General features: G+C 64.8%; 17 protein-coding genes and 1 pseudogene. 9 read left to right on the top strand and 9 right to left on the bottom strand.

Annotated features, from left to right (window positions below; all coding sequences use genetic code 11):
• Window positions 1–10 precede the first annotated feature (10 nt).
• Both C8C98_RS15395 and C8C98_RS15400 read left to right on the top strand, forming a co-directional pair.
• Window positions 11–1006 carry a tripartite tricarboxylate transporter substrate binding protein gene (locus tag C8C98_RS15395; RefSeq protein WP_121454991.1) on the top strand — a complete coding sequence of 332 codons (996 nt, stop codon included), beginning with the start codon at window positions 11–13 and terminating at the stop codon, window positions 1004–1006.
• 170 nt (window positions 1007–1176) lie between these two features.
• The gene (locus C8C98_RS15400) at window positions 1177–2493 is read left to right on the top strand and encodes a glycerate kinase (RefSeq protein ID WP_121454992.1); all 1317 of its coding nucleotides are present in this window, start codon (window positions 1177–1179) and stop codon (window positions 2491–2493) included.
• 282 nt (window positions 2494–2775) lie between these two features.
• Here C8C98_RS15400 and C8C98_RS15405 read toward each other — a convergent pair whose 3' ends face one another.
• Entirely contained in the window at window positions 2776–3009 is a 234-nt protein-coding gene (locus tag C8C98_RS15405) for a hypothetical protein (RefSeq protein WP_121454993.1), read from the bottom strand.
• Window positions 3010–3126: 117 nt separating this feature from the next.
• The gene (locus tag C8C98_RS15410; RefSeq protein ID WP_121454994.1) at window positions 3127–3507 is read right to left on the bottom strand and encodes a helix-turn-helix domain-containing protein; all 381 of its coding nucleotides are present in this window, start codon (window positions 3505–3507) and stop codon (window positions 3127–3129) included.
• Window positions 3508–3630: 123 nt separating this feature from the next.
• On the opposite strand from C8C98_RS15410, the gene C8C98_RS15415 reads away from it, so the two are divergent.
• On the top strand, window positions 3631–4803 hold the full coding sequence (locus tag C8C98_RS15415; protein WP_233574560.1) for an NADH-dependent flavin oxidoreductase: 1173 nt from the start codon (window positions 3631–3633) through the stop codon (window positions 4801–4803).
• A gap of 209 nt (window positions 4804–5012) precedes the next feature.
• On the opposite strand, the gene ggt is transcribed toward C8C98_RS15415, so the two are convergent.
• Together ggt and C8C98_RS15425 are read right to left on the bottom strand one after the other, a co-directional pair.
• Window positions 5013–6815 carry a gamma-glutamyltransferase gene (ggt, locus tag C8C98_RS15420; protein WP_121454995.1) on the bottom strand — a complete coding sequence of 601 codons (1803 nt, stop codon included), beginning with the start codon at window positions 6813–6815 and terminating at the stop codon, window positions 5013–5015.
• Window positions 6816–7020: 205 nt separating this feature from the next.
• Window positions 7021–7740, bottom strand: a pseudogene (locus C8C98_RS15425) (GNAT family N-acetyltransferase); the annotation flags it as partial.
• A 164-nt stretch (window positions 7741–7904) separates the two neighbouring features.
• On the opposite strand from C8C98_RS15425, the gene C8C98_RS15430 reads away from it, so the two are divergent.
• Entirely contained in the window at window positions 7905–9515 is a 1611-nt protein-coding gene (locus C8C98_RS15430) for a PLP-dependent aminotransferase family protein (protein WP_121454997.1), read from the top strand.
• 199 nt (window positions 9516–9714) lie between these two features.
• Window positions 9715–10065: a hydroxyisourate hydrolase gene (gene uraH, locus C8C98_RS15435; protein ID WP_121454998.1), complete on the top strand. Its 351-nt coding sequence runs from the start codon at window positions 9715–9717 to the stop codon at window positions 10063–10065.
• Between the two features lie 149 nt (window positions 10066–10214).
• Here uraH and C8C98_RS15440 read toward each other — a convergent pair whose 3' ends face one another.
• Window positions 10215–10757 carry a hypothetical protein gene (locus C8C98_RS15440; protein ID WP_370450411.1) on the bottom strand — a complete coding sequence of 181 codons (543 nt, stop codon included), beginning with the start codon at window positions 10755–10757 and terminating at the stop codon, window positions 10215–10217.
• A gap of 85 nt (window positions 10758–10842) precedes the next feature.
• Between C8C98_RS15440 and xdhC the strand changes: the two genes are divergently transcribed.
• On the top strand, window positions 10843–11649 hold the full coding sequence (xdhC, locus tag C8C98_RS15445; protein WP_233574561.1) for a xanthine dehydrogenase accessory protein XdhC: 807 nt from the start codon (window positions 10843–10845) through the stop codon (window positions 11647–11649).
• A 229-nt stretch (window positions 11650–11878) separates the two neighbouring features.
• Window positions 11879–13135, top strand: coding sequence for a urate hydroxylase PuuD (locus C8C98_RS15450; protein WP_121454999.1), 1257 nt, complete (start codon window positions 11879–11881; stop codon window positions 13133–13135).
• Between the two features lie 210 nt (window positions 13136–13345).
• Here C8C98_RS15450 and C8C98_RS15455 read toward each other — a convergent pair whose 3' ends face one another.
• From C8C98_RS15455 to C8C98_RS15465, 3 genes are all read right to left on the bottom strand, one after another.
• Window positions 13346–14035 carry a VIT family protein gene (locus C8C98_RS15455; RefSeq protein ID WP_121455000.1) on the bottom strand — a complete coding sequence of 230 codons (690 nt, stop codon included), beginning with the start codon at window positions 14033–14035 and terminating at the stop codon, window positions 13346–13348.
• A gap of 443 nt (window positions 14036–14478) precedes the next feature.
• Window positions 14479–16356 (bottom strand): phosphodiesterase, encoded by a 1878-nt coding sequence (locus C8C98_RS15460; protein WP_233574562.1) that lies wholly within the window; start codon window positions 16354–16356, stop codon window positions 14479–14481.
• Window positions 16357–16766: 410 nt separating this feature from the next.
• Window positions 16767–17804 (bottom strand): porin, encoded by a 1038-nt coding sequence (locus tag C8C98_RS15465; protein ID WP_121455002.1) that lies wholly within the window; start codon window positions 17802–17804, stop codon window positions 16767–16769.
• Between the two features lie 355 nt (window positions 17805–18159).
• On the opposite strand from C8C98_RS15465, the gene C8C98_RS15470 reads away from it, so the two are divergent.
• Entirely contained in the window at window positions 18160–18783 is a 624-nt protein-coding gene (locus C8C98_RS15470; protein ID WP_099654896.1) for a Crp/Fnr family transcriptional regulator, read from the top strand.
• A gap of 320 nt (window positions 18784–19103) precedes the next feature.
• The gene (locus C8C98_RS15475; protein ID WP_121455003.1) at window positions 19104–21200 is read left to right on the top strand and encodes a diguanylate cyclase domain-containing protein; all 2097 of its coding nucleotides are present in this window, start codon (window positions 19104–19106) and stop codon (window positions 21198–21200) included.
• Window positions 21201–21344: 144 nt separating this feature from the next.
• Here C8C98_RS15475 and xdhB read toward each other — a convergent pair whose 3' ends face one another.
• Window positions 21345–23633, bottom strand: a complete 2289-nt coding sequence (gene xdhB, locus C8C98_RS15480) for a xanthine dehydrogenase molybdopterin binding subunit (RefSeq protein ID WP_121456303.1) — start codon at window positions 23631–23633, stop codon at window positions 21345–21347.
• Window positions 23634–23647: the final 14 nt, after the last annotated feature.

The following is a 23647-nucleotide window of genomic DNA, read 5'->3' on the forward strand; positions in this document are numbered from 1 at the left end:
GAGACAAGCCATGACGACGTTTCACTTCACCAAGCGCCACACCCTGCGCAACCTGGCTGGCGCAGCCCTGCTGTGCGCCCTGGCCGGCACCGCTGCTGCACAGGCCTGGCCTTCCAAAACCATCAGCTTGGTCGTGCCCTTTCCCGCAGGGGGCACCACCGACGTGCTGGCCCGCGCGCTGGGGCAAGAGCTGTCCAAAAGCCTGGGCCAGCCCATCATTGTGGAAAACAAGCCTGGTGCTGGCTCCACGCTGGGCGCGGACTTTGTGGCCAAGTCCAAGCCCGATGGCTACACGCTGCTGATGGGCGCGGTGCACCACACCATTGCCACCAGCGTGTACCGCAAACTGCCGTACGATTTTCAAAAAGACCTCGCCCCCATCACCACCGTGGCCATGGTGCCCAACGTGCTGGTGGTGCAGGCCGATGCGGCCACACCCATCCGCACCGTGCCCGAGCTGATCGCCCAGGCCAAGCGCGCGCCGGGCAAGCTCACCTTTGGCTCCAACGGCAACGGCACGGGCCAGCACCTGATTGGCGCGCAGTTTGAATCTATGGCCGGGGTGCAGTTGCTGCACATCCCGTACAAGGGCAGCGGCCCCATGACCACCGACCTGTTGGGCGGGCAGATCACCATGTCCTTCGACACCATCACGCCCGTGCTGCCCCACATCAAAGGGGGCAAGCTGCGTGCCCTGGCGGTGACCACGGCCAAGCGCTCTGCCGCGCTGCCTGATGTGCCTACGCTGGACGAAGCCGGGCTCAAGGGCTTTGACCTGGGCACGTGGTTTGGCGTGCTGGCCCCTGCGGGCACACCCAAAGATGTGGTCACCCGCCTGAACACCGAGATGGTCAAGATCATCCAGTCGCCCGACTTCCGCAAGAAGATGGAAGACATCGGTGCCGATCCCATCGGCAACACGCCCGAACAAATGGCCCGCCAGATCAAGGAAGACACCGAGCGCTTTGCGCGCCTGGTGAAAGAGGCGAAGGTGGTGCTGGAGTAGGGTGGGGCATCGGTCTGTGGACGGCTTTCAATGGGGCAACCTGATGTTTCCAACACCCGTTTGGGCTGCGCTGGTCGAAGCTTCACACGTCGATTCGATAAGCTCAGCGTGAACGGTTCAAGCAGGTTCGTGGCGGATCAATCACCCAGCCTGCACCACAATCCCAAGCCATGACCTTGCCTGACCCCCACCAGCACCCCGCCACCTTCTTGCGTCATCTGTACGACGTGGCCGTGCAGCGCGCCCAGCCCCTGCAGGGCCTCAAAGAACATCTGCCCGCCCCGCCCAAAGGCCGCACCCTGGTGTTGGGCGCAGGCAAGGCCGGGGGCTCCATGGCGCAGGCGCTGGAGGCGTTGTGGCCTGCGGATGCACCGCTCAGCGGCCTGGTCGTCACCCGTTACGACCACATCCCACCCCGGCCGACCGGGTTGGCGCAGCGTATTGAAGTGGTGGAAGCCGCGCACCCCGTGCCCGACGCCGCAGGCCTGCAGGCGGCCGAGCGCATGCTGGCGCTCACCCAGGGCCTCACGGCCGATGACTTGGTCATCTGCCTTATCTCTGGCGGCGGCTCGGCCCTGCTCACGCTGCCGGCCGACGGCCTCACGCTGGCCGAGAAGCAGCGCATCAACAAAGAATTGCTGGCCAGCGGCGCCGCCATTGGCGAGATGAACTGCGTGCGCAAGCACCTCTCGCGCATCAAGGGCGGGCGGCTGGCTGCGGCCTGCGCCCCGGCGCGTGTGTTCACCCTCACCATCAGCGATGTGCCGGGTGACGACCCCTCCATCATCGCCAGCGGCCCCACCGTGCCCGATGCCAGCACCTGCGCCGATGCGCTGGCGATTCTGGCCCGCTACCGCATCACCGTGCCGCCCGCCGTGCGCGCGGCGCTAGAGGCGGGTCTGCTCGAAACCCCCAAGCCTGGCGACGCCGTGTTTGCTGGCCATGCGGTGCACCTCATCGCCACCCCCCAGCAATCGCTGGAAGCCGCTGCCCACGCCGCCCGTGCCGCAGGCTGGGCTGCGCACATTCTGTCTGACGAAATCGAAGGCGAATCGCGCGAAGTGGGCAAGGTGCACGCTGCCCTGGCCCGCGCTGTGGCCCAGCGCGGCGCGCCGTTTGCGCGCCCCTGCGTGCTGCTGTCAGGCGGCGAAACCACCGTCACGGTGCGCCCCCGGCCCGAGGGCGCTGCCAAAGGCCGAGGTGGCCGCGCGGGTGAGTTCTGCATGGGCCTGGCCCAGGCCCTGCAAGGCCAAAGCGGCGTGTGGGCCCTGGCGGCTGATACCGACGGCATCGACGGCGTGGAAGACAACGCCGGCGCCATCGTCACCCCCGATACCCTGGCCCGGGGCCGCGCCCTGGGCCTGCGCCTGGACGACCACCTGGACCGCAATGACGCCTATGGCTACTTCAGCGCTTTAGGCGATCTGGTGGTGACCGGGCCCACGCACACCAATGTGAATGACTTCAGGGTGCTACTGATTTTGTAGCTGCTCGCGCTTATGAATAAAGCGCTAGAGGCCTGAAAGGCTTGAAGAACAGAAGGCATGCGTGCCGAGAACTGGTCCATCAGCCTGTGCACAGGCTACGGCGCCAGGGATTGGCTCCCTCTCCCCTCGCGGGAGAGGGCGGGGGAGAGGGGGCTTATGTTGGCAGCGCGCCCGTTCTACCCCTCTCCCCAACCCTCTCCCGCAAGGGGCGAGGGAGTGAAGACCGTCTGGGGCATGCCTCTCATCCTGCGCCAAGGCTCAAAGCACCAAGGGTGCAAGCGGTCAAGCGTTCAGCGCCTGCTCCACCGCCGCCTTGGCCTCGTCCAGGCTGCTGAAAAACCGCATAGGCTGCGGCGTGGCCTTGGGCAAATGCGCTGGCGGCGGCCATAAACGATCGCCCGCCCAGGTGGCATTCCATCCACCAATGTCTTTGCCCTTGAGTGTGCAGATGGCCTGCCCATCGACCTGTGCCACCCAGCTGGTGGGTGGCTGTTGAGTCCAGCTGACGTGTGCCATAGCGCCTTTGTGTGGTGGATTGGGCCCAGTGTAGGTAGGGTGGCGGGAGGGCGGGCACTCTGGAGAACCCTGAGGGGTGGGGGTTGTGCAACAGGTGAGTACGGTGCCGACCTTGTCTCAATCGGGGCTCTGGTTGTCGAAGGCTTGACGCGCTTTTTCAACCAGAGGCAGCTTATCCAGCGTCCATGCATGGAGCTGTCGTAGTGGGGGTTGCAATGTGTGGCCCAGCGGAGTGATCTCGTATTCAACTGACAGTGGCTTAGGAATGACGCGCCGAGATACCAGGCCGTTACGCTCCAGGCGCCGAAGGCATTGGGTCAGGGCCTTCTGGGTGACGCCTTCCAAGCGCCGTTTAATCGCGTTGAAGCGGTGCGGACCATCGTCCAGAACCGCCAGCACCATCATGGACCATTTGTCCGACACCTGATCAAACAGCGCCCGACTCGGGCAGTCTGACGAAAAGCATTCGGGTTGTATGTTCAGTTTGGGTTGTGTCATGGCTTGTTTCGAGTACCGGGTAACTGGGTCATCAAGGACGTCTTGGCCAAAGTCGGAAGGTTTCTTCAAAGATACCAACGCGATTTTAAGTGCCTAATTGACTCTAGGTTTACGACGTATACCATGATGCTTTCACTTTTCATGGAGCGCATTTTGATGACTCGCCCGGATACCAGTCCCTTGTTTCGCCCTCTCCCTCTTGTTGACGGAATTACTTTGCGCAATCGCGTGGTGATGTCGCCGATGACCACCTGGTCAGGCACCGACGATTTACAGATTTCAGGCGAGGAAGAGGCCTACTACAGGCTCCGCGTAAAGGGTGTCGGCCTGGTTGTCACCGGTTGTGCTCAGGTGACAGAAAACGGCATAGGCTTTACGCATGAGTTTTCTGCCGCGGATGACAGCTTCATCCCGAGCCTCAGGCGGCTTGCCGATGCGGCGAAGAGTGGTGGTGCATCTGCATTTCTGCAACTGTTCCACGCTGGCAACAAGGCCCTGCCGCAGCTTATTCCTGGTGCCGATGTAGTGAGCGCGAGTGCCGTGCTGACGAAGGCTACGCCCTTCGTGGCACCGTTGACGCCAAGAGCTTTAACGGGTGACGAAGTCGATCAGATGGTCAAAGCGTTTGGTGAGGCAGCGCGACGTGGCATCGAAGCCGGCTTCGATGGGATCGAAGTGCACGGGGCCCATGGTTTCCTGTTGCAGAACTTTCTGTCTCCCGCTACGAACGTGCGTACTGACAAATGGGGTGGCTCGCAGGAAAACCGCATGCGGTTTCCGCTGGCTGTCGTGGCTGAGGTCAAGCGTGTGATTGCAGAGCATGCCGATCGTCCCTTTGCGATAGGCGTGCGCCTCTCGCCGGAAGAGCCGGGTGAAGAAGGCTATCGTATTGACCAGACGCTGGTTTTTATTGAGCAGTTGCTGCAACTGGGTGTCGATTACATCCACATCTCATTGGCAAATCTCTTGTCTGATCAGCCGATGGGTGACTCGACCGGAAACACCATCATTGCCCGCATCGTTGAACAGGTAGCCGGGCGTGTTCCCGTGTTGGCTGCAGGCAGTGTCCAGACGCCAGACCAAGCCGTCCAGGCCCTGGACACCGGTCTTTCCATGGTCGCGGTCGGCCGAGGATTGATCATCAACCCTGATTGGGTCCACCGAGTGCAGCAGGGCCAGGAGTTGGAGGCTGCGATTGATCCCGCAAAGGTCGACGGCCTCAAGATTCCGCAAAAGCTCTGGGGCATCATTCAGGGTTTCCAAGGCTGGATTCCCGTTAAACCGCAGAGCGCATAGCCGTTGCGGAGGGCGCTCTGACAAGGGAGGTTCAGATTGCCAAAATTTGGTGATTGCTTCCTGCCAAGGAGTGCCAACTGCAAAACGACCCCGAAACCGTCCACTCCAAATAGGACGGGTCATCCTCAGAAAAAAGGGCCGCACATCGTGCGGCCCTTTTTGCATATCCCAGCGCACCCACCTCGCAGCAGGCGCGCCGTCATCAGCCCTCAATACCCCAACGTCTGCCCATCCGGATTGCGCGGATCAGAGTACCCATACAGCAGCCCATTGCGGATCTGGATGGTCTGCGTGCGGCCCATCGATGGCTTCACCGCGATGTTGTGGCCGCGTTGCTTGAGCAGGGCCAGCGTGTCGGGCGAGAGGCCCTTTTCCACGCGCAGCTCGTCGGGCGTCCACTGGTGGTGGATGCGCGGCGCGGCGGCGGCTTCGGCGGGGTTGTTGGCAAAGTCGATGGTGTTCACCACGGTTTGCAGCACGGTGGTGATGATGCGGGCGCCGCCAGGGCTGCCGGTCACCAGCGTGGGCTTGCCGTCTTTGAGCACCAGGGTGGGTGTCATGGAAGACAAGGGGCGCTTCTTGGCGGCCACGGCGTTGGCGTCGCCGCCGACCAGGCCGTAGGCGTTGGCCACGCCGGGCTTGGCCGAGAAGTCGTCCATCTCGTTGTTCAGCAAGATGCCCGTGCCCTTGGCGACGATGCCGCTGCCAAAGTTGGTGTTCAGCGTGTAGGTCACGGCCACGGCGTTGCCCGCCTTGTCCACCACCGAGTAGTGGGTGGTCTGGTCGCTTTCATACGGCTGGGGCTGGCCGGGCTTGATCTCCTTGGCGGGGCGGGCACGGTTGCCATCGATGGTCTTGGCCAGTGATTCTGCGTAGCGCTTGGAGGTCAGGCCCTTCAAGGGAATCTTCACGAAGTCGGGGTCGCCCAGGTATTCGGACCGGTCAGCATAGGCCAGCTTGCTGCTCTCGGCCATGTAGTGCAGCGTCTGGGCGCTGTTCTGGCCCCACAGGGCCAGGGGCCACTGCTCCAGCATGTTCAGGATTTGCACCAGGTGCGTGCCGCCGGAAGAGGGCGGGGGCATAGTCACCACTTCGTAGCCACGGTAGGTGCCGCGCACGGGCTCGCGTTCGGCCACCTTGTATTCGCGCAGGTCTTGCAGCGTCACAGCGCCAGCGTGCGGCGCGGTTTCTGCGGCAATCTTCTGGGCGATGGCGCCTTCGTAGAAGGCCTTGGCACCCTGCTGGCCGATCAGGCGCAGGGATTGGCCCAGGTCTTTTTGCACCAGCAGGTCGCCGCGCTTGAGGGGCTCGCCGTTCTTCCAGAAGATCTCGGTGGTGGCGGGCCACTTGCCCATGTTCTTCTTTTCTTGCTGCAGGATCTTGGCTAGGGTTTCGCTGACGGGGAAGCCCTTTTCTGCCAGCGCAATCGATGGCGCAATCACCTTGTCGAGCGGCAGGGTGCCCCATTTTTTCAGCGCATGCTCCATGCCGGCCACGGTGCCGGGCACTCCCACGGCGTAGTGGGTGTAGAGCGATTTTCCGTTGATGACGTTGCCCTTGTCGTCCAGGTACATGTTGCGGCTGGCCTTGAGGGGCGCCACCTCGCGGAAGTCCAGCGCCACGGATTTGCCGGTCTTGGCGTCGTGCACCATCATGAAGCCGCCACCGCCGATGTTGCCCGCATTGGGCAGCGCCACGGCTAGCGCAAAGCCAATGCCCACGGCGGCGTCTACGGCGTTGCCACCGGCTTTCAGAATATCGAGCCCGATGCGTGAGGCCAGCTCTTGCTCGGTGGCCACCATGCCGTTGTTGGCCACCACGGGGTGGAACACGTCCATGTCAAAGTCATAGGCGGCGCTGGCGGCTGCAGCGGCAGCTGTTTGCTGCACGGCGGGCGCCGCCACAGGGGTGGCAGGGGCTGCAGTGGCTTGCGGTGGGGTAGAGCCGCAGGCTGCAAGGCTGGCCAAGGCCAGCGCAAGGCTGGCGGACAGCAGGGTTTGCCGGATGTTCATTCAGTCATCTCCTGGTTGCTGGGGGTAGGGTGTGCCAGTGTAGGGCGGTAACGTATGCGGCAGGGGCCCACTGGGGCCGGTCACGCTGAGTTTGTCGAAGCGTTGTGCGAGGCTTCGACGGGCTCAGCCCGAACGGTTATTTCAAGTTCAAAGAAGTCCACTCTCAACTTCAGCATTGAACCCTGCTTCTGCCTCGGCCTCAATCTGCGCCGGGCAGCGCCGCGCGGATGGCGGCGAGCGACTGGCGCTGCTGGCCCTGCGCGTCCAGGTTGTCCTCGCTCAGCCAGGTGTGCAGCGCGGCGCGCACGGTGGGCCATTCGGCATCGGTGATGGAGTACCAGGCGGTGTCGCGGGTGCGGCCTTTGTAGACCAGGGCTTGACGAAAGATGCCTTCCAACTGAAAGCCCAGCCGCAGCGCGGCGCGGCGCGAGGGCTCGTTGAGGCTGTCGCACTTCCACTCGTAGCGGCGGTAGCCCAAGGTGTCGAAGGCGTAGGCCATGAGCAAAAACTGCGCTTCGGTGGAGGCGGGGGTGTGTTGCAGCAGCGGCGAGAAGGTGACATGGCCCACCTCAATGCAGCCATGGGTGGGGTCGATGCGCATGAGCGACAGGGTGCCCGCAGGCTTGCCGGTGGCGGTGTCGGTCACCGCAAAGTGGCGCGGGTCGGTGCTTTGCGCGGCCGCTTCGGCGTGTCGGCGGTAGTCCTCTTCGCTGGAAAAGGGGCCGATGGGCAGATAGGTCCAGTTGCGGCCGTCGGGTGCGGTTTGGTAGGCGGCAAACAGGTCTGCGGCGTGGCGGGCCGCGTTCAGTGGCTCCAGCTGGCAAAACCGACCGGCGAGGGTGACGCCGGTGGGGGCGGGCCGGGGGCTCCAGTGGGGCAGGGGCTCGCCGATGGGTTGGCCGTATTCGTTGGTGCGTTGGGTCATGGTGGCTGAGAGCAAGTGAGTTAGGGGGGCCAAACGATGCACGCAAGGTGGTGCGCAGGAGTGCAACTCTAGAATGCCAGTGGCTCTTCAAAAAGAGCCATCAAAGAACCATTTGATGGTGCCACGATGGCGCCATGTTTGTTCCCTACCCGGTCTCCATAGCAATGACAGAGCACCATTTTTCGCCCGTGGCCGATGTGCTGCTGCAAACCCCCCTGCTGCGCGGGCCGGGCGCCGAGCCGCTGCAGCGCCAGCTGCTGCAGCGGCTGCGTTCGGCTATTTGGGCGGGGCGCCTGCCTGCGGGGTGCCGCCTGCCGGGCTCGCGTGCGCTGGCGGTGGATTTGGCGGTGTCGCGCAACAGCGTGACGGCTGTGTACGAGCAACTGGGGGCTGAGGGCTACATCGAGCCGAGCCGCCAGGGCACGCGGGTGGCTGCGCTGGGGCGGGGTAATGCGCCAGCGTTGGCAGAGCCGCTCAGGAGGGCCACCCGTGTGGGGCTGGCCGCCGGTGATGCCGGGCAGGCCCTCGGGCATGCAGGGCATGCTGGGCAGATGGCCGAACGGGTGGCCCGGGTGCGCCCTGGGCCGGCCGCCACGATGACCCCTGCGACCATGGGTGCTGCCCCGGGTGGGGCGCAGGCGTTTCGCCCCGGCGTGCCAGCCTTGGCGCGGTTTCCCATGAGCGCCTGGAAGCGATCGGTAGACCGGGCCTACCAGCGCGGCGGGGTCAGCGCCCTGGGCTATGGCGACCCGGCGGGCGAGCCTGCCTTGCGCCAGGCCTTGTCACACCATTTGGCGGTGGCGCGTGGCGTGCTGTGCACGCCCGAGCAAGTGGTCATCACCGAAGGCGCGCAAGAGGCCCTGGCCCTGTGCGTGCGGCTGGTGGCCAACCCTGGCGACACCGCCTGGCTGGAAGACCCCGGCTACAGGGGCGCCCAAACCGCCTTTGCCTGCGGCGACATGAAACTGGTGCCCATGCCCGTGGATGGCGCAGGGCTGGCCGTACCCGAGGGCGCCTGGGCCGCGCAGCCACCCCGGCTGGTGTACACATCGCCTTCGCACCAATACCCCACTGGGGCCGTGCTGTCGGCGGCGCGGCGCCTGGCGCTGATCCAGCAAGCGCAGCGCCATGGCGCGTGGTTGATTGAGGACGACTACGACAGCGAGTTTCGCCACGCGGGCGAGCTGATTGGAGCCATGCAGGGCCTGCAGCCCGGTGCGCCCGTGCTGTACGTGGGTACGTTCAGCAAGACGCTGTTCCCCGCGCTGCGGCTGGGGTTTGTGGTGTTGCCCGCTACGCTGGCGGCACAGGCCCACACGCTGCTGCACGAAACCCTGCGCGGTGGCCACCGCTTTGAGCAACTGGCGCTGGCCGATTTCATCGACACGGGCCAGTTCACTCGCCACCTGGGGCGCATGCGCCGCCTGTACCGCCGCCGCCAGCAGGCCCTGCGCCAGGCCCTGGCCCAGCACCTGGCCGTGCCGCACCAGGTGCTGGGTGGCGACAGTGGCATGCACCTGACGGTGCAGTTGCCACCCGATTGCCCCGACACGGCCCTGGCCGAGGCTGCCTGCGCCTACGACATGGCGCCCGCGCCGCTGTCACGCTTTGCGCTGCTGCCCCGGCCGGGCTGCAATGGGCTGGTACTGGGCTACGGCAACACGTCCGAATCGCAGTACCCGGCGCTGGTGCAGCGCCTGTCGGCCCTCGCATTGCAGGCGCTGCAGGCTGGGCCGCAGCCCGTCGGGGTGGGCATGAAACCTGCTGAACGTTGAACGCAGCGGGCGGGGCAATTTCGTGCGGCGCGTGTTTTTGATGAACACAAACTGCATACACTTTGGGCGTACACCAATGCGCGCGCAGGGGCTGTGGCGCCGACCCAGCGGTCCGTCGCTTGGCCGCCCACCGCTTGTCAGGGGCTCTGCAGCCCCGGCCCGCTGCGGTTTCTTTGTTTGAATTTGCCGGAGACACACCATGGGCCTGAGTACCCACGTTTTAGACACCATGCACGGCTGCCCCGCTGCGGGTATGGGGGTGCGCCTGTATGCCACCCAGGGCGAGCAGGCCACGCTGATCAAGGCGCTGGTGCTCAACCACGACGGGCGCACCGACGCGCCCTTGTTTGACAACGCCAGCCTGCGCACGGGCACTTACCGGTTGACGTTTGATGTGGCGGGGTACTTCCAGGCCCGGGGCGTTGCGTTGCCCGAGCCGAATTTTCTGAACCAGGTGAGCCTGGACTTTGGCATTGCCCATGCCGACCAGCACTACCACGTGCCCCTGCTCGTCAGCCCCTGGAGCTATTCGACCTATCGGGGGTCTTGAGGCTTGGGAGGTTTGTGGGTCTTTTGCTACTTAATTGATAGCTGCTTGCGCTTACTGAATGCGCCTCAGAGGGGTTTTTGCCATCAATCAATCCATGAAAGCGCCAGCAGTGCCCGCTTTCATGGCAACCCACACGTTCAGCCAGGTGCTCAGTGTTGGCCTTCGGTGAGGGTGTCGAGCTGGAAATTGCCGCTCTTGTCCCACAGCCAGGTGTCGATGTAGGTCACCTTGCCCATGCGGCTGGGCGTGGGGTAGGGGGCGGCGGCGCGCACGGTGCGCTCAATCTCTGCTACCACCTCGGGGGCGTGGCGGGGGGCGCGGGCCCAGTGCAGGCGGGCCACGCGGCCCTGGCGGTCAATGTCTACCTCCAGCACACCAATCGCGTACAGCATGGCGGGCAGCTTGCCTTGGTAGATGCGCTGCTGGTTTTGGCTGTAGAGGTGCGCAGCGGCATCCTTGCGGTAGTCGCGCGCGGAGATGGCGGCAGACGCTTTGGGGGCTGCCACCGTGGCTGTGAGGGGCGCTGCCGCAGAGTCGCGGCTGGGCATCTTGCTGTCTTGCACGGCGGGCGCCTCGGGCGGCGGGGACTTGCAGGCTGCGAGGGCGGCCATGGCGCTGGCCAGCAGCCAGCGCAGCCAGCTGGGGCGGGCCGCATGAGCACGTGGGGCGCGTTGGGGGGGAATGGATGGCATGCTGGGTGTGGAGTCAGAAAACTCGAAACACGTTGGCTGCATGCGGCACTGCCGTGTGCAGCCTTTGAAAGGTGAAAGGGCCGATGTGACGGATGTACGTTTGCTGGCGGAAGCGCTGCGGGGTGGCGCTTCCGCGTGGCTGGTGAGGGTGGAGTCTACCGAAGGCTCGGCCCCAAGGGAACCCGGGGCCTGGATGGCCGTGCTGGCCGACCGCGTGATTGGCACCATTGGCGGCGGCCATCTGGAGCACCAGGCCATGGCCGATGCGCGCCGCCGCCTGGCCGGCGAGCCCGGCGAGCCGCAGTTGCGCTACGCCCTGGGCCCGGCCCTGGGCCAGTGCTGTGGCGGGGTGGTGCACCTGCAGTTTGAGGCGCTGGGCCCGGCCGATGCCGACAGCCTGAGCGCCCGGCTGCAGGGCCCGCGCACGCCGGTGGCCCTGTTTGGTGGCGGGCACGTGGGCCACGCTCTGGCGCGGGTGCTGGCGCCGCTGCCTTTTGCCCTGACGTGGATCGACAGCCGCGACGGCATCTTCCCGCCCATGCCGCCCGAGGGCGTGGCCTGCGAACATTCCGAGCCCGTGCACATGGCCGTGCCCACGCTGCCGGCGGGCTCGCGCGTGCTCATCATGAGCTTCAGCCACGCCGAAGACCTGGACGTGGTGGCTGCCTGCCTGCGCCGCCAGCGGCAGCAGGGCGACTTGCCCTTCATTGGCCTGATTGGCAGCAAGACCAAGTGGGCCACCTTCTCGCACCGTCTGGCCGAGCGTGGCTTTGCCCCGGCCGAGCTGGCGCAGGTGACCAGCCCGATAGGCGTGCCCGGCATTCACGGCAAGCAGCCCGAGGTGATTGCCGTGGCCGTGGCCGCGCAATTGCTGCAGACCCTGACGCTGTAGCTGGCCACGCGGCTGATTTGACGAGGCTGAATCTGGAACAATTCGTGCATACACTTTGGGGTGTTTTCGGTAGGTGAGTTGCGGTCGCAGCGGTGCCCCGGCCCGGCGGTTTTTGCGTGCACAAGCATGCAAAAGGCTTGCCAGCCAAGGTGCGCGACCTGTGTGTTCTGCTCAGAGCGCCCGCAGTGGTGAGCAGGTTTGCAGCGCCCCGCGCTGCCAAGGTTGAGATATGGAAAGCTACGTTCTCGACTGGGCCAACCTGCTTTTGCGCTGGGTCCATGTCATTACCGCCATCGCTTGGATTGGCTCGTCGTTCTACTTCGTCTTTTTGGACAGCAGCCTCACGCCGCCCGAGGACGAAGACCTGAAAAAGCAGGGCGTCAGCGGCGAGCTGTGGGCCGTGCACGGCGGCGGCTTCTACCACCCGGTCAAGTTTGCGGTGTCGCCCCCGCAACTGCCCAAGCACCTGCACTGGTTCTTTTGGGAAAGCTACAGCACTTGGCTCAGCGGCTTTGCGCTTTTCACGGTGTCTTACCTCTACAGCGCCAGCACCTACCTCATCGACAAGTCCCGCATGGACTGGGCACCCGCCACGGCCATTGCGGTGGCGCTGGCGTTCTTCGTGGTGTTCTGGCTGCTGTACGACGCGATTTGCCGCATCTTTGGTCAGAAGAAGAACGGCGACGCCATCGTGGGCGCGCTGGTGTTTGGGCTGGTGTGCCTTGCCGCCTGGCTGGCCTGCCACTGGTTTGCAGGCCGCGCGGCCTTTTTGCTGGTGGGCGCCATGATCGCCACCGCCATGAGCGCCAACGTGTTCTTCTGGATCATCCCCGGCCAGCGCACCGTCATCGGCCAGATCAAGGCCGGGCAGCCGGTGGACCCCATTCACGGCAAGCGCGGCAAGCAGCGCAGCGTGCACAACACCTATTTCACGCTGCCGGTGCTGTTTGCCATGCTCAGCAACCACTACAGCTTTACCTGGAACTACCCGCAAAACTGGCTGGTGCTCATCGTGATGATGTTTGCGGGCGCGGCCATTCGCCAGTTCTTCGTGATGCGCCACGGCTACAAGCTGGGCCGCAATGGCAACCCGCTGCCGTATGCGCTGGTGGGGGTGACCGTCATCTTGGGGGCCATCGTGTGGATGCGCCCGGTGCCGGTAGCGTCGGTGCCTGTTTCTGCTCCTGTTTCAGGAGCTGCTAGCGCAGGTGCAGCAAGCGCTGCAGGCCAAAATGATGCCAAGGCTGATTTTGCAGCGGTGCAAACCGTGCTGGAGCAGCGCTGCTACCTGTGCCACGGCGCGCAGGTGCAGATGAAGAACCTGCGGCTCGACTCGCCCGCCTTGGTCAAGCAAAACGCCCAGGCCATTTACCAGCAGGCGGTGGTGCAAAAGCTCATGCCCATGAACAACGCCACCCAGATCACCGACGCCGAGCGTGCGCTGATTGGCCGCTGGTTTGAGGCGGGGGCGAATACGGGGCCTTGAGGTTTGCGGAGCACGGCGGCAGGATGAGGCCAGGAGCTGCGGTGGCGTCAGCGGAGGCTGATGTTTAACGCCGAGGTCAATCGGCAAAAATGCAGAGAATTTTTGTCCGCGTTGAACGGGCAGTTTGGCTGGTGACCGATGCAATGGCCGTTGAGATGCCCATTTGGAAGCGGTTTGGTTTTGACGCTAAGCGAGCTGTTGATGCACGCGTCAAGCTGCCACACCAAAGAGGGCTCCAACTCCGGCGGTAAGTCCCATGGCCAATGCTCCCCAGAATGTCACACGGGTGGCAGACACGAGCAATGGAGACCCCCCGGCGCGCGCTGCAATCAGCCCGAGGATTGCAAGGAAGAAGAGTGAGCTAGCCGCAAGACCCAACATGAGTGAAGAGGCCGGTAGCACGAGCACCATTAGCAGGGGTAGAAATGCGCCTGCGGCAAACGTGCCAGCGGATGCCAGCGCGGCCTGAACGGGTTTGGCGGCCAAGGTATCCGATATGCCTAGCTCGTCTCGCGCATGCGCGGCCAGCGCATCATGTGCCATCAATTTTGTTGCGACGCTCGATGCCAATGTTTCGTCAAGTCCGCGCTTGACGTAGATAGCCACTAGCTCTGCATGCTCCTGAGTGGGGTTCTCCACCAGTTCAGCTTTTTCGCGAGTCAGATCTGCGCTTTCGGTGTCGGCTTGTGAGCTGACAGAAACGTACTCGCCTGCAGCCATGGACATGGCCCCAGCGACGAGACTTGCAACGCCTGTAACGAGAATCGTCCTAGTGCTGGCACCTGTCGCCGCGATGCCCAAGACAAGGCTTGCAGTAGACACAATCCCATCATTGGCGCCGAGAACTCCCGCGCGTAGCCAGCCTGTTCGGTGCGTTCTATGTCGTTCGCTGTGCTTCATAGGTAGCCCATGGTTGTTTACGAAGCCTCACGGGATGTATCCCGCTAACGTGGCGAAATGCGCTGGACTGTGCGGGAGATTTGGGACACCGATTTCGCCTGGATGTGACCTGCAGCCTGGGATTTTGGGCAATGCGCTGTGAAAACGCCCAGGTATCAAAATTCTGCGAAACCGGCAGGGCTCCGTCGAGCGGACTATAGCCTGCGAAGTCTCAAGGCAGGGGGACTGAGACTTAGATTTGGGTTGCGAACAGAACCAATGATGGGATTGGTCTGCGGCGCTCACAGGCGATCTTGGACTCGACGCAGGGTGGCCTGCCTCGTGGGTCTTCCAACCTCCATGGCCGACTGGGCTACGCGGCGGGCACGGCCTCTGCGCCGTGCGTCCACTCATTGCGGTGTAGTCGCTCAACACGCCCAACAACCGTACTGCCTCCCAAATCCCTACGCCGCCAGCACATCCTGCAACGCCCGCGTGGCGGCCAGCGCGCCCAGGGCGGATTCTGTAAAACCTCCATGCAGCACCACGCCGGTGGCTGCCTGCTTGGCCTCGTGTTTGGCCACGGCCGCCAGGTTGGCCACTTCTTCGGCATGCCGAAAGCGCCCAGGGGTGATGCGCACCGCGCCAATGGCCAGCGTGGTACACGGAAAAAATCGCTGCACGCCATGCCGGTCTTCGGCCTGGATGCCGCCCGCCTGCCGCGCGGGCTCGTCAAACAGCGTGATGGCTTCGCGCGCGAACTCGTCCACGATGTTCTTGCAGCGCTGCAGCCAGTTGCTGCTCTGAAAGATCAGCATGAAATCGTCCCCGCCCACATGGCCCACAAAGTCGCGCCGCGCGTCGCAGTGCGCGGTGGCCAGTCGGGCGACGAGGCGGATCATCTGGTCGCCACGCCAGTAGCCGTAGTGGTCGTTGAAGGGCTTGAAGTTGTTGAGGTCTGCATAGCAGGCCACAAAATCGGTACCGCTCTCCAGCAGGCGCTGCATGTGCATGCTGATGGGGATGTTGCCGGGCAAAAACGTCAGCGGGTTGGCGTGGCGAGCGGCCTCGATGCGGGTCTCCGTCACGGCACGCACCAGCTGGTCGCCAGTGCCCAGGCCCAGGTAGCGGCCGTTGTCGGTCACGATGTAGCCATCGCTCAGGTAGCGCTGGTCTTGCGATGTGAGGATGCCCACCAGCTGGTCTACGTCGCAATCGAGCTCCACCACACGCGGGGCGTGGTTGGCAAACGCCAGGCACGACTTGCGGCCGTGCACCTCGCGAAAGTACAGCGTGGCGTAGTGGTTCATGAACTGCTGGCGGTTGATGAGCGCCACGGGCCGGGTGCCGTCCACCACAGCCAGCGCGTGCAGGTCGGTGCGTTCGTGGAACATGGCGGCCACCGCGTCGTTGCTGGTGGCGGGTGCCACGGTGGGTGCCTGCACCACCAACAGGCTGCGCAAGATGCCGGGGCGCGCGGTCTGCCCCAGGTGCGGCAAAACAGCCACACGGCGGTCCTGCATCACTTCCAGCGCGGGGCCTTCTACTGCGTCGCGTGGGTCCATGGCCGGGCGGCCCAGCAGCCAGCCTTGGCCGTACGGAATGTCCAGGTCGCGCAGGGCGCGCAGGTCGTCGCGGGTTTCAATGCCTTCGGCAATCAGCGTGGTGCCAAACACATCGGCAATGCCTTTGATGGCCTGCAGCATCTGCAGGTTGTCGGGCCGATCGCTGATCTCGCGGATGAAGTACTTGTCGATCTTCACGAAGTCGGGCTTGACCTCGGACCACAGCCGCAGGCTGGAGCGGCCATCGCCAAAGTCATCCAGCGCCATGCGGGCGCCACAGGCGTGCACGGCATCGATCGCTTGGCGCAGCAGGGGCATGTCGGTCACCCGCTCGTGCTCGGTGATCTCCAGCACCAGCATGCGGGCGCTCAGGCCCAGGCTGCGCACGGCCTCGCCCAGCCGCTGGGCTCCGATCAGGCCCACGCCGTGCACCAGGGCGTCTGCGCTGATGTTCACAAACAGGCGCCCAGGCGCGGCCTGCTTGCTCCACTGCGCCAGGGCCGTGAAGGCGCAAAACAGCTCAAAGTCTTGGAGAATGCCCTCGCTGTCGGCTTGTGCCAGCAGCGCATCGGGCGTGTGCAGGGCGGTGCCTTGCGGGCCACGGATCAGCGCCTCGTGCGCGTAGATGCTGCCCTCGCGCAGGTCTGCCAGGGGCTGAAAGACGCAGTGCAGCGCCCCCTCGCGCATCAAGCTGGCGAGTGCGCCCGTGCCATAGCGTGCAGCGGGCGACAGTTGCGCCACCATCGCCTCCCGTCGGCTGCACTGAATGTTTTGCATCGCTTGTGTTGAATCCCTGAGCAGGGGCTGACGATAGCGGCGACTTGTGACAATGTGGTTACAAATGGAGAAAACATGAGGGGTGGCAGCAGCCCCTCTGCGCTCATACGCCCGCTGCTGCAGCGGATGCGTCCAGGTCCGTCCACGGGGGGGCGCTGCAAAGGCGCGTTGCAGTCCTTGATTTGCTATTTAATTGATAGCTTCTTGCGCTTGTGATTAGAGCTCTGGATGCCAATTCCCCTTCTATTTCCGAAGGGCAGTCTCTGCGCACAGTTGCCAAGGCACGCCCCGGAGCCAAGCCGCCAAAGAAAAAGGGGCCTGAAACAGGCCCCTTGGTAAACCTTGATAGGCAGGGCCGGGCAAGCAGCCGCCTCGAACGCTGCGAAGCGACCCGCCCATCTCAAGCCGTTTTAGAAGCGGTGGCGAATGCCCACGCCAAAGCTGGTGCCAGAGGTTTGGTTGGTGATCTTGTCGCCCATGAACATGGCGTACACGTCGGTGCGCTTGGACAGGAAGTGGTCGTAGCCCACGGTGTAGGTCTTGCGGTCCACCTTGGTTTGCGACAGGTCGGTCTTCACCCATTCAACCAGCACCTTGCCTGAAGGGCCCACGGGCACCGAGGCGCCCAGTTGCACGGTCTTGGCCTTGTTCGGGCTGTTGTCGGCCTTGGCCTGGCCATAGCTCACAAAGGGCTTCACCACGCCGAAGTCGTAGGCGCCCAGCAGCATCCAGTCCTTCTTGGTGGTGCCCAGGTACGTGCCTGCGCCGGGGTTGCTGATCTGGTCGCGCTCATAGAAGCCGGTCAGTGTCAGCGGGCCGCCAAAGTAGAAGAAATTGGCGCCCACGTTCTTCTTGCCGTTGTTGCCAGCCTGCTCGCCAAACTGGTACTGCAAGTTGGCCTTGAAGCCGCCGATGTCGGGCGTGCTGTACACCAGCTGGTTGCTCCAGCCCGTGTCAGACGGGGTGGTGGAGCCCCAGCCCGTGCCGTTGAACAGAGGCACGTTCATGTGCAGGATCAGGGGCGAGAAGGTGAACGAGTCGCCCAGCGGGTTGCCCACCACAGAGGGCAGGAAGTTGGGGGCCATCCAGCGGCCCAGCATCACCGAGCCAAAGCCGCCCGACAGGCTGACGTTGGCATCGCGCGAGAAGAAAGTGTCGTTGGTGAAGCGGCCTTGGCTGCCGGCGTCCACCTTGATGAAAGAGGTCAGTTGGAAGTTGGCCTTGAGCCCACCGCCCAGGTCTTCTGTGCCCTTGAAACCAAACCACGAGGTGGTCATGCCACCACTATCGACCACCGACTTGCGGCCTGCGTCGCCAGAGTTTTTGATGGAGCCGGCAAACGCATCGGCCAGACCAGACACTTCGACCGAGCTTTGCGCATGGGCGCCGCCAGCGCACAGCAGCACGCCGCCCACCGAAAGGGACAGTGCCAACAGGTTTTTTTTCATGGATTCTCCTGGGGTTGGAAGGGTTGTAAACAAGGCAAAAACAAAGAATGCCGCTCAAGTTGCGCCGCTGCGCAATCGGCGGCTGTGGCGCTGCCGATTGCCGCCAAGTGGTGCACTTCGCCTGCATGCCAGAAGGCTGAGCAAGTTTTATGCCCCGGCCGTTGCATGTTGTCACTTTTGGCCGCAAGCGCTTGCGATGCGCGTGGATGCAGGGCGCTGAATGCGCCGGATTGGCCACAGGCTGACGGCTGCCAAAGGGGCATGGCTGCGGGCTTTGAGCTAATCGGGGTAGGTTCAGCGCGGCTTTTGATCTTGCTCAAAGCCTGAAGCGCGTGGGGGCGGCACATTCAATCGCATGCTGCCATCCAACTTATTTTCCTTGCCCGTCCAGACGGAAGTATTTGCCGCCGGCGAAGTGCTGCGCAGGCGCCACGAGGTGTTGACCTCGGTATTGCACCTGGAGAGCGGCAGGGTGCTGCGGGGCTTTTACGAAGAAGGCTACCTGCGGCACCAGTTGGGTGCGGTAGAGGGCCCCTTCTGGCTGGACGCCGCATCGGCCTTGCTGGGCCTGCCGCTGCCGGTGGACATGGTGGCCGAGACCCGCGTGCAGGTGCGCCGCGTCCCGATTGCCGACTTTCGCAGCAGCCTGGCCGCCATGCCCGAGGGCGCGCGCGGCCTGCTGCTGGACATGGCCATGGGCTACCGCCAGCAGTCTGAGCTGGCTGTGAGCCGCTTGGCGCACGATGCTGAAACACGCTGCGCGCAGTGGCTGCTCAACCACGCGCAGCAAGACCCTTCGGGCACTATGCGCGTCACGCTGCACCAGCGCAAGCGCCTGATTGCGGCGCAACTGGGCATCGCCCCCGAGACCTTCTCGCGCGTGCTGCGCCATCTGCGTGAGATGGGGCTCATCCACGGCACCGGCAATGTGCTGAACCTGCCGCAGCCGCTGGCCTTGCAGACCATGGCGGGCAGCTGATCCTCTGCGGTTAGTAGTCCTTTCTTTCGACGAATCACCCGCAAGGGTTGAGCGCCGTTCGTGCAGTGGGTTGCACGGGCGGCGTTTTTGTTGGGGGCGGCGTGTGAGGGCGATGTGGCGAGATCGTCGATGGGGCTTAGAACAGGTTCTTAGGGTTTCTCCGTGTGATTTGATGAGGGTTCCACCCAACCCAGGGGGCTGGGGGGCTGCGTATATTTGCTGGAACCCACCACGGTTCATCCAGCCCCCATGCCTGCAATCTCCACTGCCCACGCCGCTGTAGCCCCCGGGGCGGGATTGCGCCACTGCTTGGGTGCGCCATGACCGCGCCGCCGTCTGCTGTGCAGCCGTCCGAAGCGCCCAGCTGGCATCTGCCCGGACCGATGGTGCTGCGGATGATGACGGTGGCGGCGTGTGCCGTGCTGTTGGCCGGAGTAGGCGCTGCATGGCATGTGTCGCAGGTGTCCAGCCAAGAGGCCGTGCGCCGGGTGGTGGCGCAGCAGACCGACGAGGTCGAGGTGATCGCCCGACTGCTGGCCAGCAAGATAGAGCAAAGCCAGAAGGTGCTGCGCACCGTGGCTGCAGGCATTGCCCCGCGCATGCTGGAGCCCGCCAATGCCCCTGAAGCCCTGCCGTACCAGAGCCTGCCTGCGCTGGGGTTTTTTGACGCCGTGCAGATTGCAGGCAGCGATGGCGAGCTGCGGCTGAACCTGCGCGGCGGGCACGCAGTGCCACCAGCCTCGCTGGAGCCTGCCGAGCGCGATGTGCTGCGCCGCACGCTGGCGGATGGTAAACCCCAGGTGTCGGAGCTGATTGCGGGGGGCACGGGCGATGCGCGCATCGCCTTCACCGTGCCGCTGCGCCGCGAAGACGGTGCGGTGCTGGGGGCTTTGGCGGGGGCGCTCAAGCTGCAGTCACAAGGCCTGCTGCCGCCTTCGATGGCGTTGCCCGAGCGCGATCATTCGCGCTTGGTGGTTTTCTCTCGCGACGGCACCATCCTTGCGCATTCCGACCCCAGCCGGGTGCTGGGCAATGTGCGCGACGAAGCGGGCCTGTCAGATGTCTATGCCCGGTGGCTGCAACAGGCGCAGCCGCTGGTGGGCCGTGGGGACTCGCAGGTGTTGCCAGAGCACATCGTGAGCATGGCGGGCATGCCGCTGCCGCAGTGGATGGTGGCTCGGGTGAGCTACTCGCAGGCGCTGCTCGCGCCCCTGGCTGGTGCCCAGCGCGATGCGTGGTGGGTGCTGGCGGTCGCTATCGGTGCAGGTGTGCTGGCCCTGCTGGCCCTTTTGGGCTGGATGGCCCAGCCACTGGCCCACCTGCAGATGGCTGCCCAGCAGCTGCTGCGCCACGACACCAAGGCGCCGAGGCTGTGGCCCCAGGCGGGTGGCGAGGTGGGCGATGTGGTGCAGGTGCTGGAGCGCTTGGCCCGCCAGGGCAGCCACCATGCAGCGTTGCAAACCACGCTGGGTGGCCAGTTCCAGGCGATTTTGGACCACGCATCGGTGGGCATCGTCATCACCCGCCACGGCATGCTGGAGGTGGTGGGGCGCCAGGCCTGCCTGATGCTGGGCTACACCCCCAAAGAGCTGCAGGGCAAGCCTGCGCGCACCATTTACGCATCGGCCGAAGACTATGAGCGCACCGGCGCCCGGGTGCAGGCCGAGTTTGCAGTGCACGGCGCGTTTGATGGCGATGTGTGCTTTATGCGCAAGGACGGCAGCCCGGTGTGGGCCCGGGTGCAGGGCCGTGGTGTGCGGGCCGATCCGATGGATGGTGGCACGGTGTGGATTCTGGAAGACATCACCGCAGCGCGCCAAGCGCAGCAGCAGCAGACCTGGGAGGCATCGCACGATGCCCTGACCCAGCTCTACAACCGCACCGCCTTTGACCAGCGCCTGGGCGCCTTGCTGGCGGAGCGCGGCACCCGTGTGCGAAGCGATGGTGCAACCGCACAGTCGGGTGTACTGGCGGAGGGCGTCGTGCTGTTCATGGACCTGGACCATTTCACGCTGTTGAACGACCTGGCTGGGCACGATGCGGGCGACGATGCGCTGCGCCATGTGGCGCGGCTGTTGGAGTCGCAAGTGCGCCAGATAGGCTGGGCCGCACGCGTGGGCGGCGACCAGTTTGCCGTGGTGCTACCGGGTTGCGCCCTGGCGCGGGGTCAGGCTGTGGCCGAGCAACTGCGACAGGCGGTACAGGCCTGGGTGCCGTCCTACCAGGGCAGCAGTTTTACTTTGAGCATGAGCATCGGGCTGGTGGCGTTGGATGCCTCCATGCCCGATGTGGCCGCCGTGCTGTACGCCGCCGACATGGCCTGCTATGACGCCAAGCGCGCAGGCCGCAACCGGGTGGAAACCGGCCGCGCGCGCGAGATGCCTGCGTCAGGTCGCTTGGCGCTGGGCTCGGCCTGAGGGCTGCCCGCGCATTGTTGGGTGAGTCGGCTTCTTTGAATTTGAAAATCCGTTCGGGCTGAGCCTGCCCGAGCCTTGCGCGGCGCTTCGACAGGCTCAGCGTGAACGGTTCAATGGGGTCCATTCCGACTCAATAACCGGGCTTCAGCCCAGCCGCCCCAAGGCCCGGAGCACGTTCTCTGCCGTGGCAGGCGCAGTCAGCACCACGGGTGTGCTGGCTGCTTTCTCGTCACGCCCGGCCGCTACCGCATTGCGCAGCGCCTCGTACACGCTGACGGCCAGCATGAAGGGCGGCTCGCCCACGGCCTTGCTGCCGCCCACGTTGTCCTCGCGGTTGGCCTCGGGCCACAGGTCGACCTTGAAGTGGGCCGGAATGTCGCCCGTGGCCGGAATCTTGTAGGTGCTGGGCGCATGTGTGGTGAGCAAGCCCTTGTCGTTCCAAACGAGCTGCTCGGTGGTGAGCCAGCCCATGCCCTGCACAAAGCCGCCTTCGATCTGGCCCACGTCAATCGCCGGGTTGATGCTGTGGCCCACGTCGTGCAGGATGTCCACCTTCAGCACACGGCTCTCGCCCGTCAGGGTGTCGATCACCACCTCCGAGCAGGCCGCGCCGTAGCTGAAGTAGTAGAACGGCCGACCGGTGAGGGTGGCCTTGTCGTAGTGGATCTTGGGCGTGCGGTAGAAGCCGTCGCTCCACAGCTGGATGCGGTTGGCGTAGGCCTCTTTGACCACAGCCTCAAAGCTGCGCGTGGCTTTGGGCGAGATGACCTGCCCCCCCGCGAAGCGGATGGCCCCGGCGCCACAGCCGTCGAGCCCGCACACGAACGATGCCAGGTTGTCGCGCACATGGCGCGCGGCGTATTGGGCGGCTCGGCCGTTCAGGTCGGTGCCGCTGCTGGCGGCGGTGGCGCTGGCGTTGGGCACCTTGCTGGTGTCGCTGGCCGTGACCAGCACGCGGTGCAGCGGCACACCCAACTCATCGGCCACGATCTGCGCCACCTTGGTGTGCAGCCCTTGGCCCATTTCGGTGCCGCCGTGGTTCACCTGCACGCTGCCGTCGGTATAGACGTGTACCAGTGCGCCGGCTTGGTTGAACAGGGTGGCCGTGAAGCTGATGCCGAACTTGACCGGGGTGATGGCGATGCCGCGCTTGAGCACCGGGCTTTGCGCGTTCCATGTGGCAATGTCGGCTTGGCGCTGGCGGTAGCTGGCGGTCTGCTCCAGTTGCGGCAGCAGCGCATGCAGGATGTTGTCCTCCACCGCCATTTGGTAGTGGGTGACGTTGCGGCCCTCGTTGGCATCGCGCCCGTACAGATTGGCCATACGCACGTCCTGCGCATCGCGCCCCAGCGCACGGGCGATGTCGCCCAGGATGGCTTCGATGACGATGACGCCCTGCGGTCCGCCAAAGCCTCGGAACGCTGTGTGGCTCTGGGTGTTCGTCTTGCAGCGGTACGAGGCGATCTCTACATTTTCAAGAAAGTACGCGTTGTCGGCATGGAACACAGCGCGGTCGGCCACGGGGCCCGACAGGTCGGCGCTGAAGCCGCAGTTGGCAGCCATCTGCAGCTTCAGGCCCGTGATGCGACCTGCGTCGTCAAACCCAACCTCGTATTGGTACGCAAACGGATGGCGCTTGCCCGTCACCATGAAGTCTTCGTCTCGGTCTAGCCGCAGCTTGACGGGGCGGCCGAACTTGTTCGCAGCCACGGCGGCCCACACGGCCAGGTGGCCGGCCTGGGTCTCTTTGCCGCCAAAGCCACCGCCCAGGCGGCGGCATTCCACGCGCACGGCGTGGTTGTCAATGCCCAGAGCGTGCGATACCCAGTGCTGCACCTCACCGGGGTGCTGGGTGCTGGAGTAGATGCACCACTGTTTTTGCTCCAGCGGCAGGGCGTAGGCAATTTGGCCTTCCAGGTAAAAGTGCTCTTGCCCGCCCACTTCAAAGGCGCCGCTGAGGCGGTGTGCGGCTTGCGCCAGGCCTGCCGCTGCGTCGCCCCGGCGCACAAACACCGGGGGCAGCACATAGCTTTCGGCCTGCAGCGCGTCTTGCACCGTCAGCACGGTGGGCAGGGGGGTGATGTCCAGCTTCACGGCGCGCGCGGCGCGGCGCGCCTGCATCACCGAATCTGCCACCACCAGCCCGATGACTTGGCCGATGTGCTGCACGGTGGTGTGGGCAAACACGGGCTCGTCGTGGGCAAAGGCGGCCAGCAGCTTGTCGCCGGGCACGTCCTGCGCCAGCACCACGCCGCGCACGCCGGGCAGGGCCCGGGCGGCGCTGGCATCCACGCCGTTGAGCGTGCCGTGGGCCACGGTGGAGAGGATGGGCGCTGCGTACAGCGTGCCCTTCACTTCGGGCAGGTCGTCGATGTAGTGGGCGGCACCAGCGACTTGGGCGCGGGCGCTTTCGTGGAAGTGCGACTGCCCCATGGCGGTGCGTGCGG

The organism is Acidovorax sp. 106, from assembly GCF_003663825.1.
Taxonomy (GTDB): Bacteria; Pseudomonadota; Gammaproteobacteria; order Burkholderiales; family Burkholderiaceae_C; genus Acidovorax.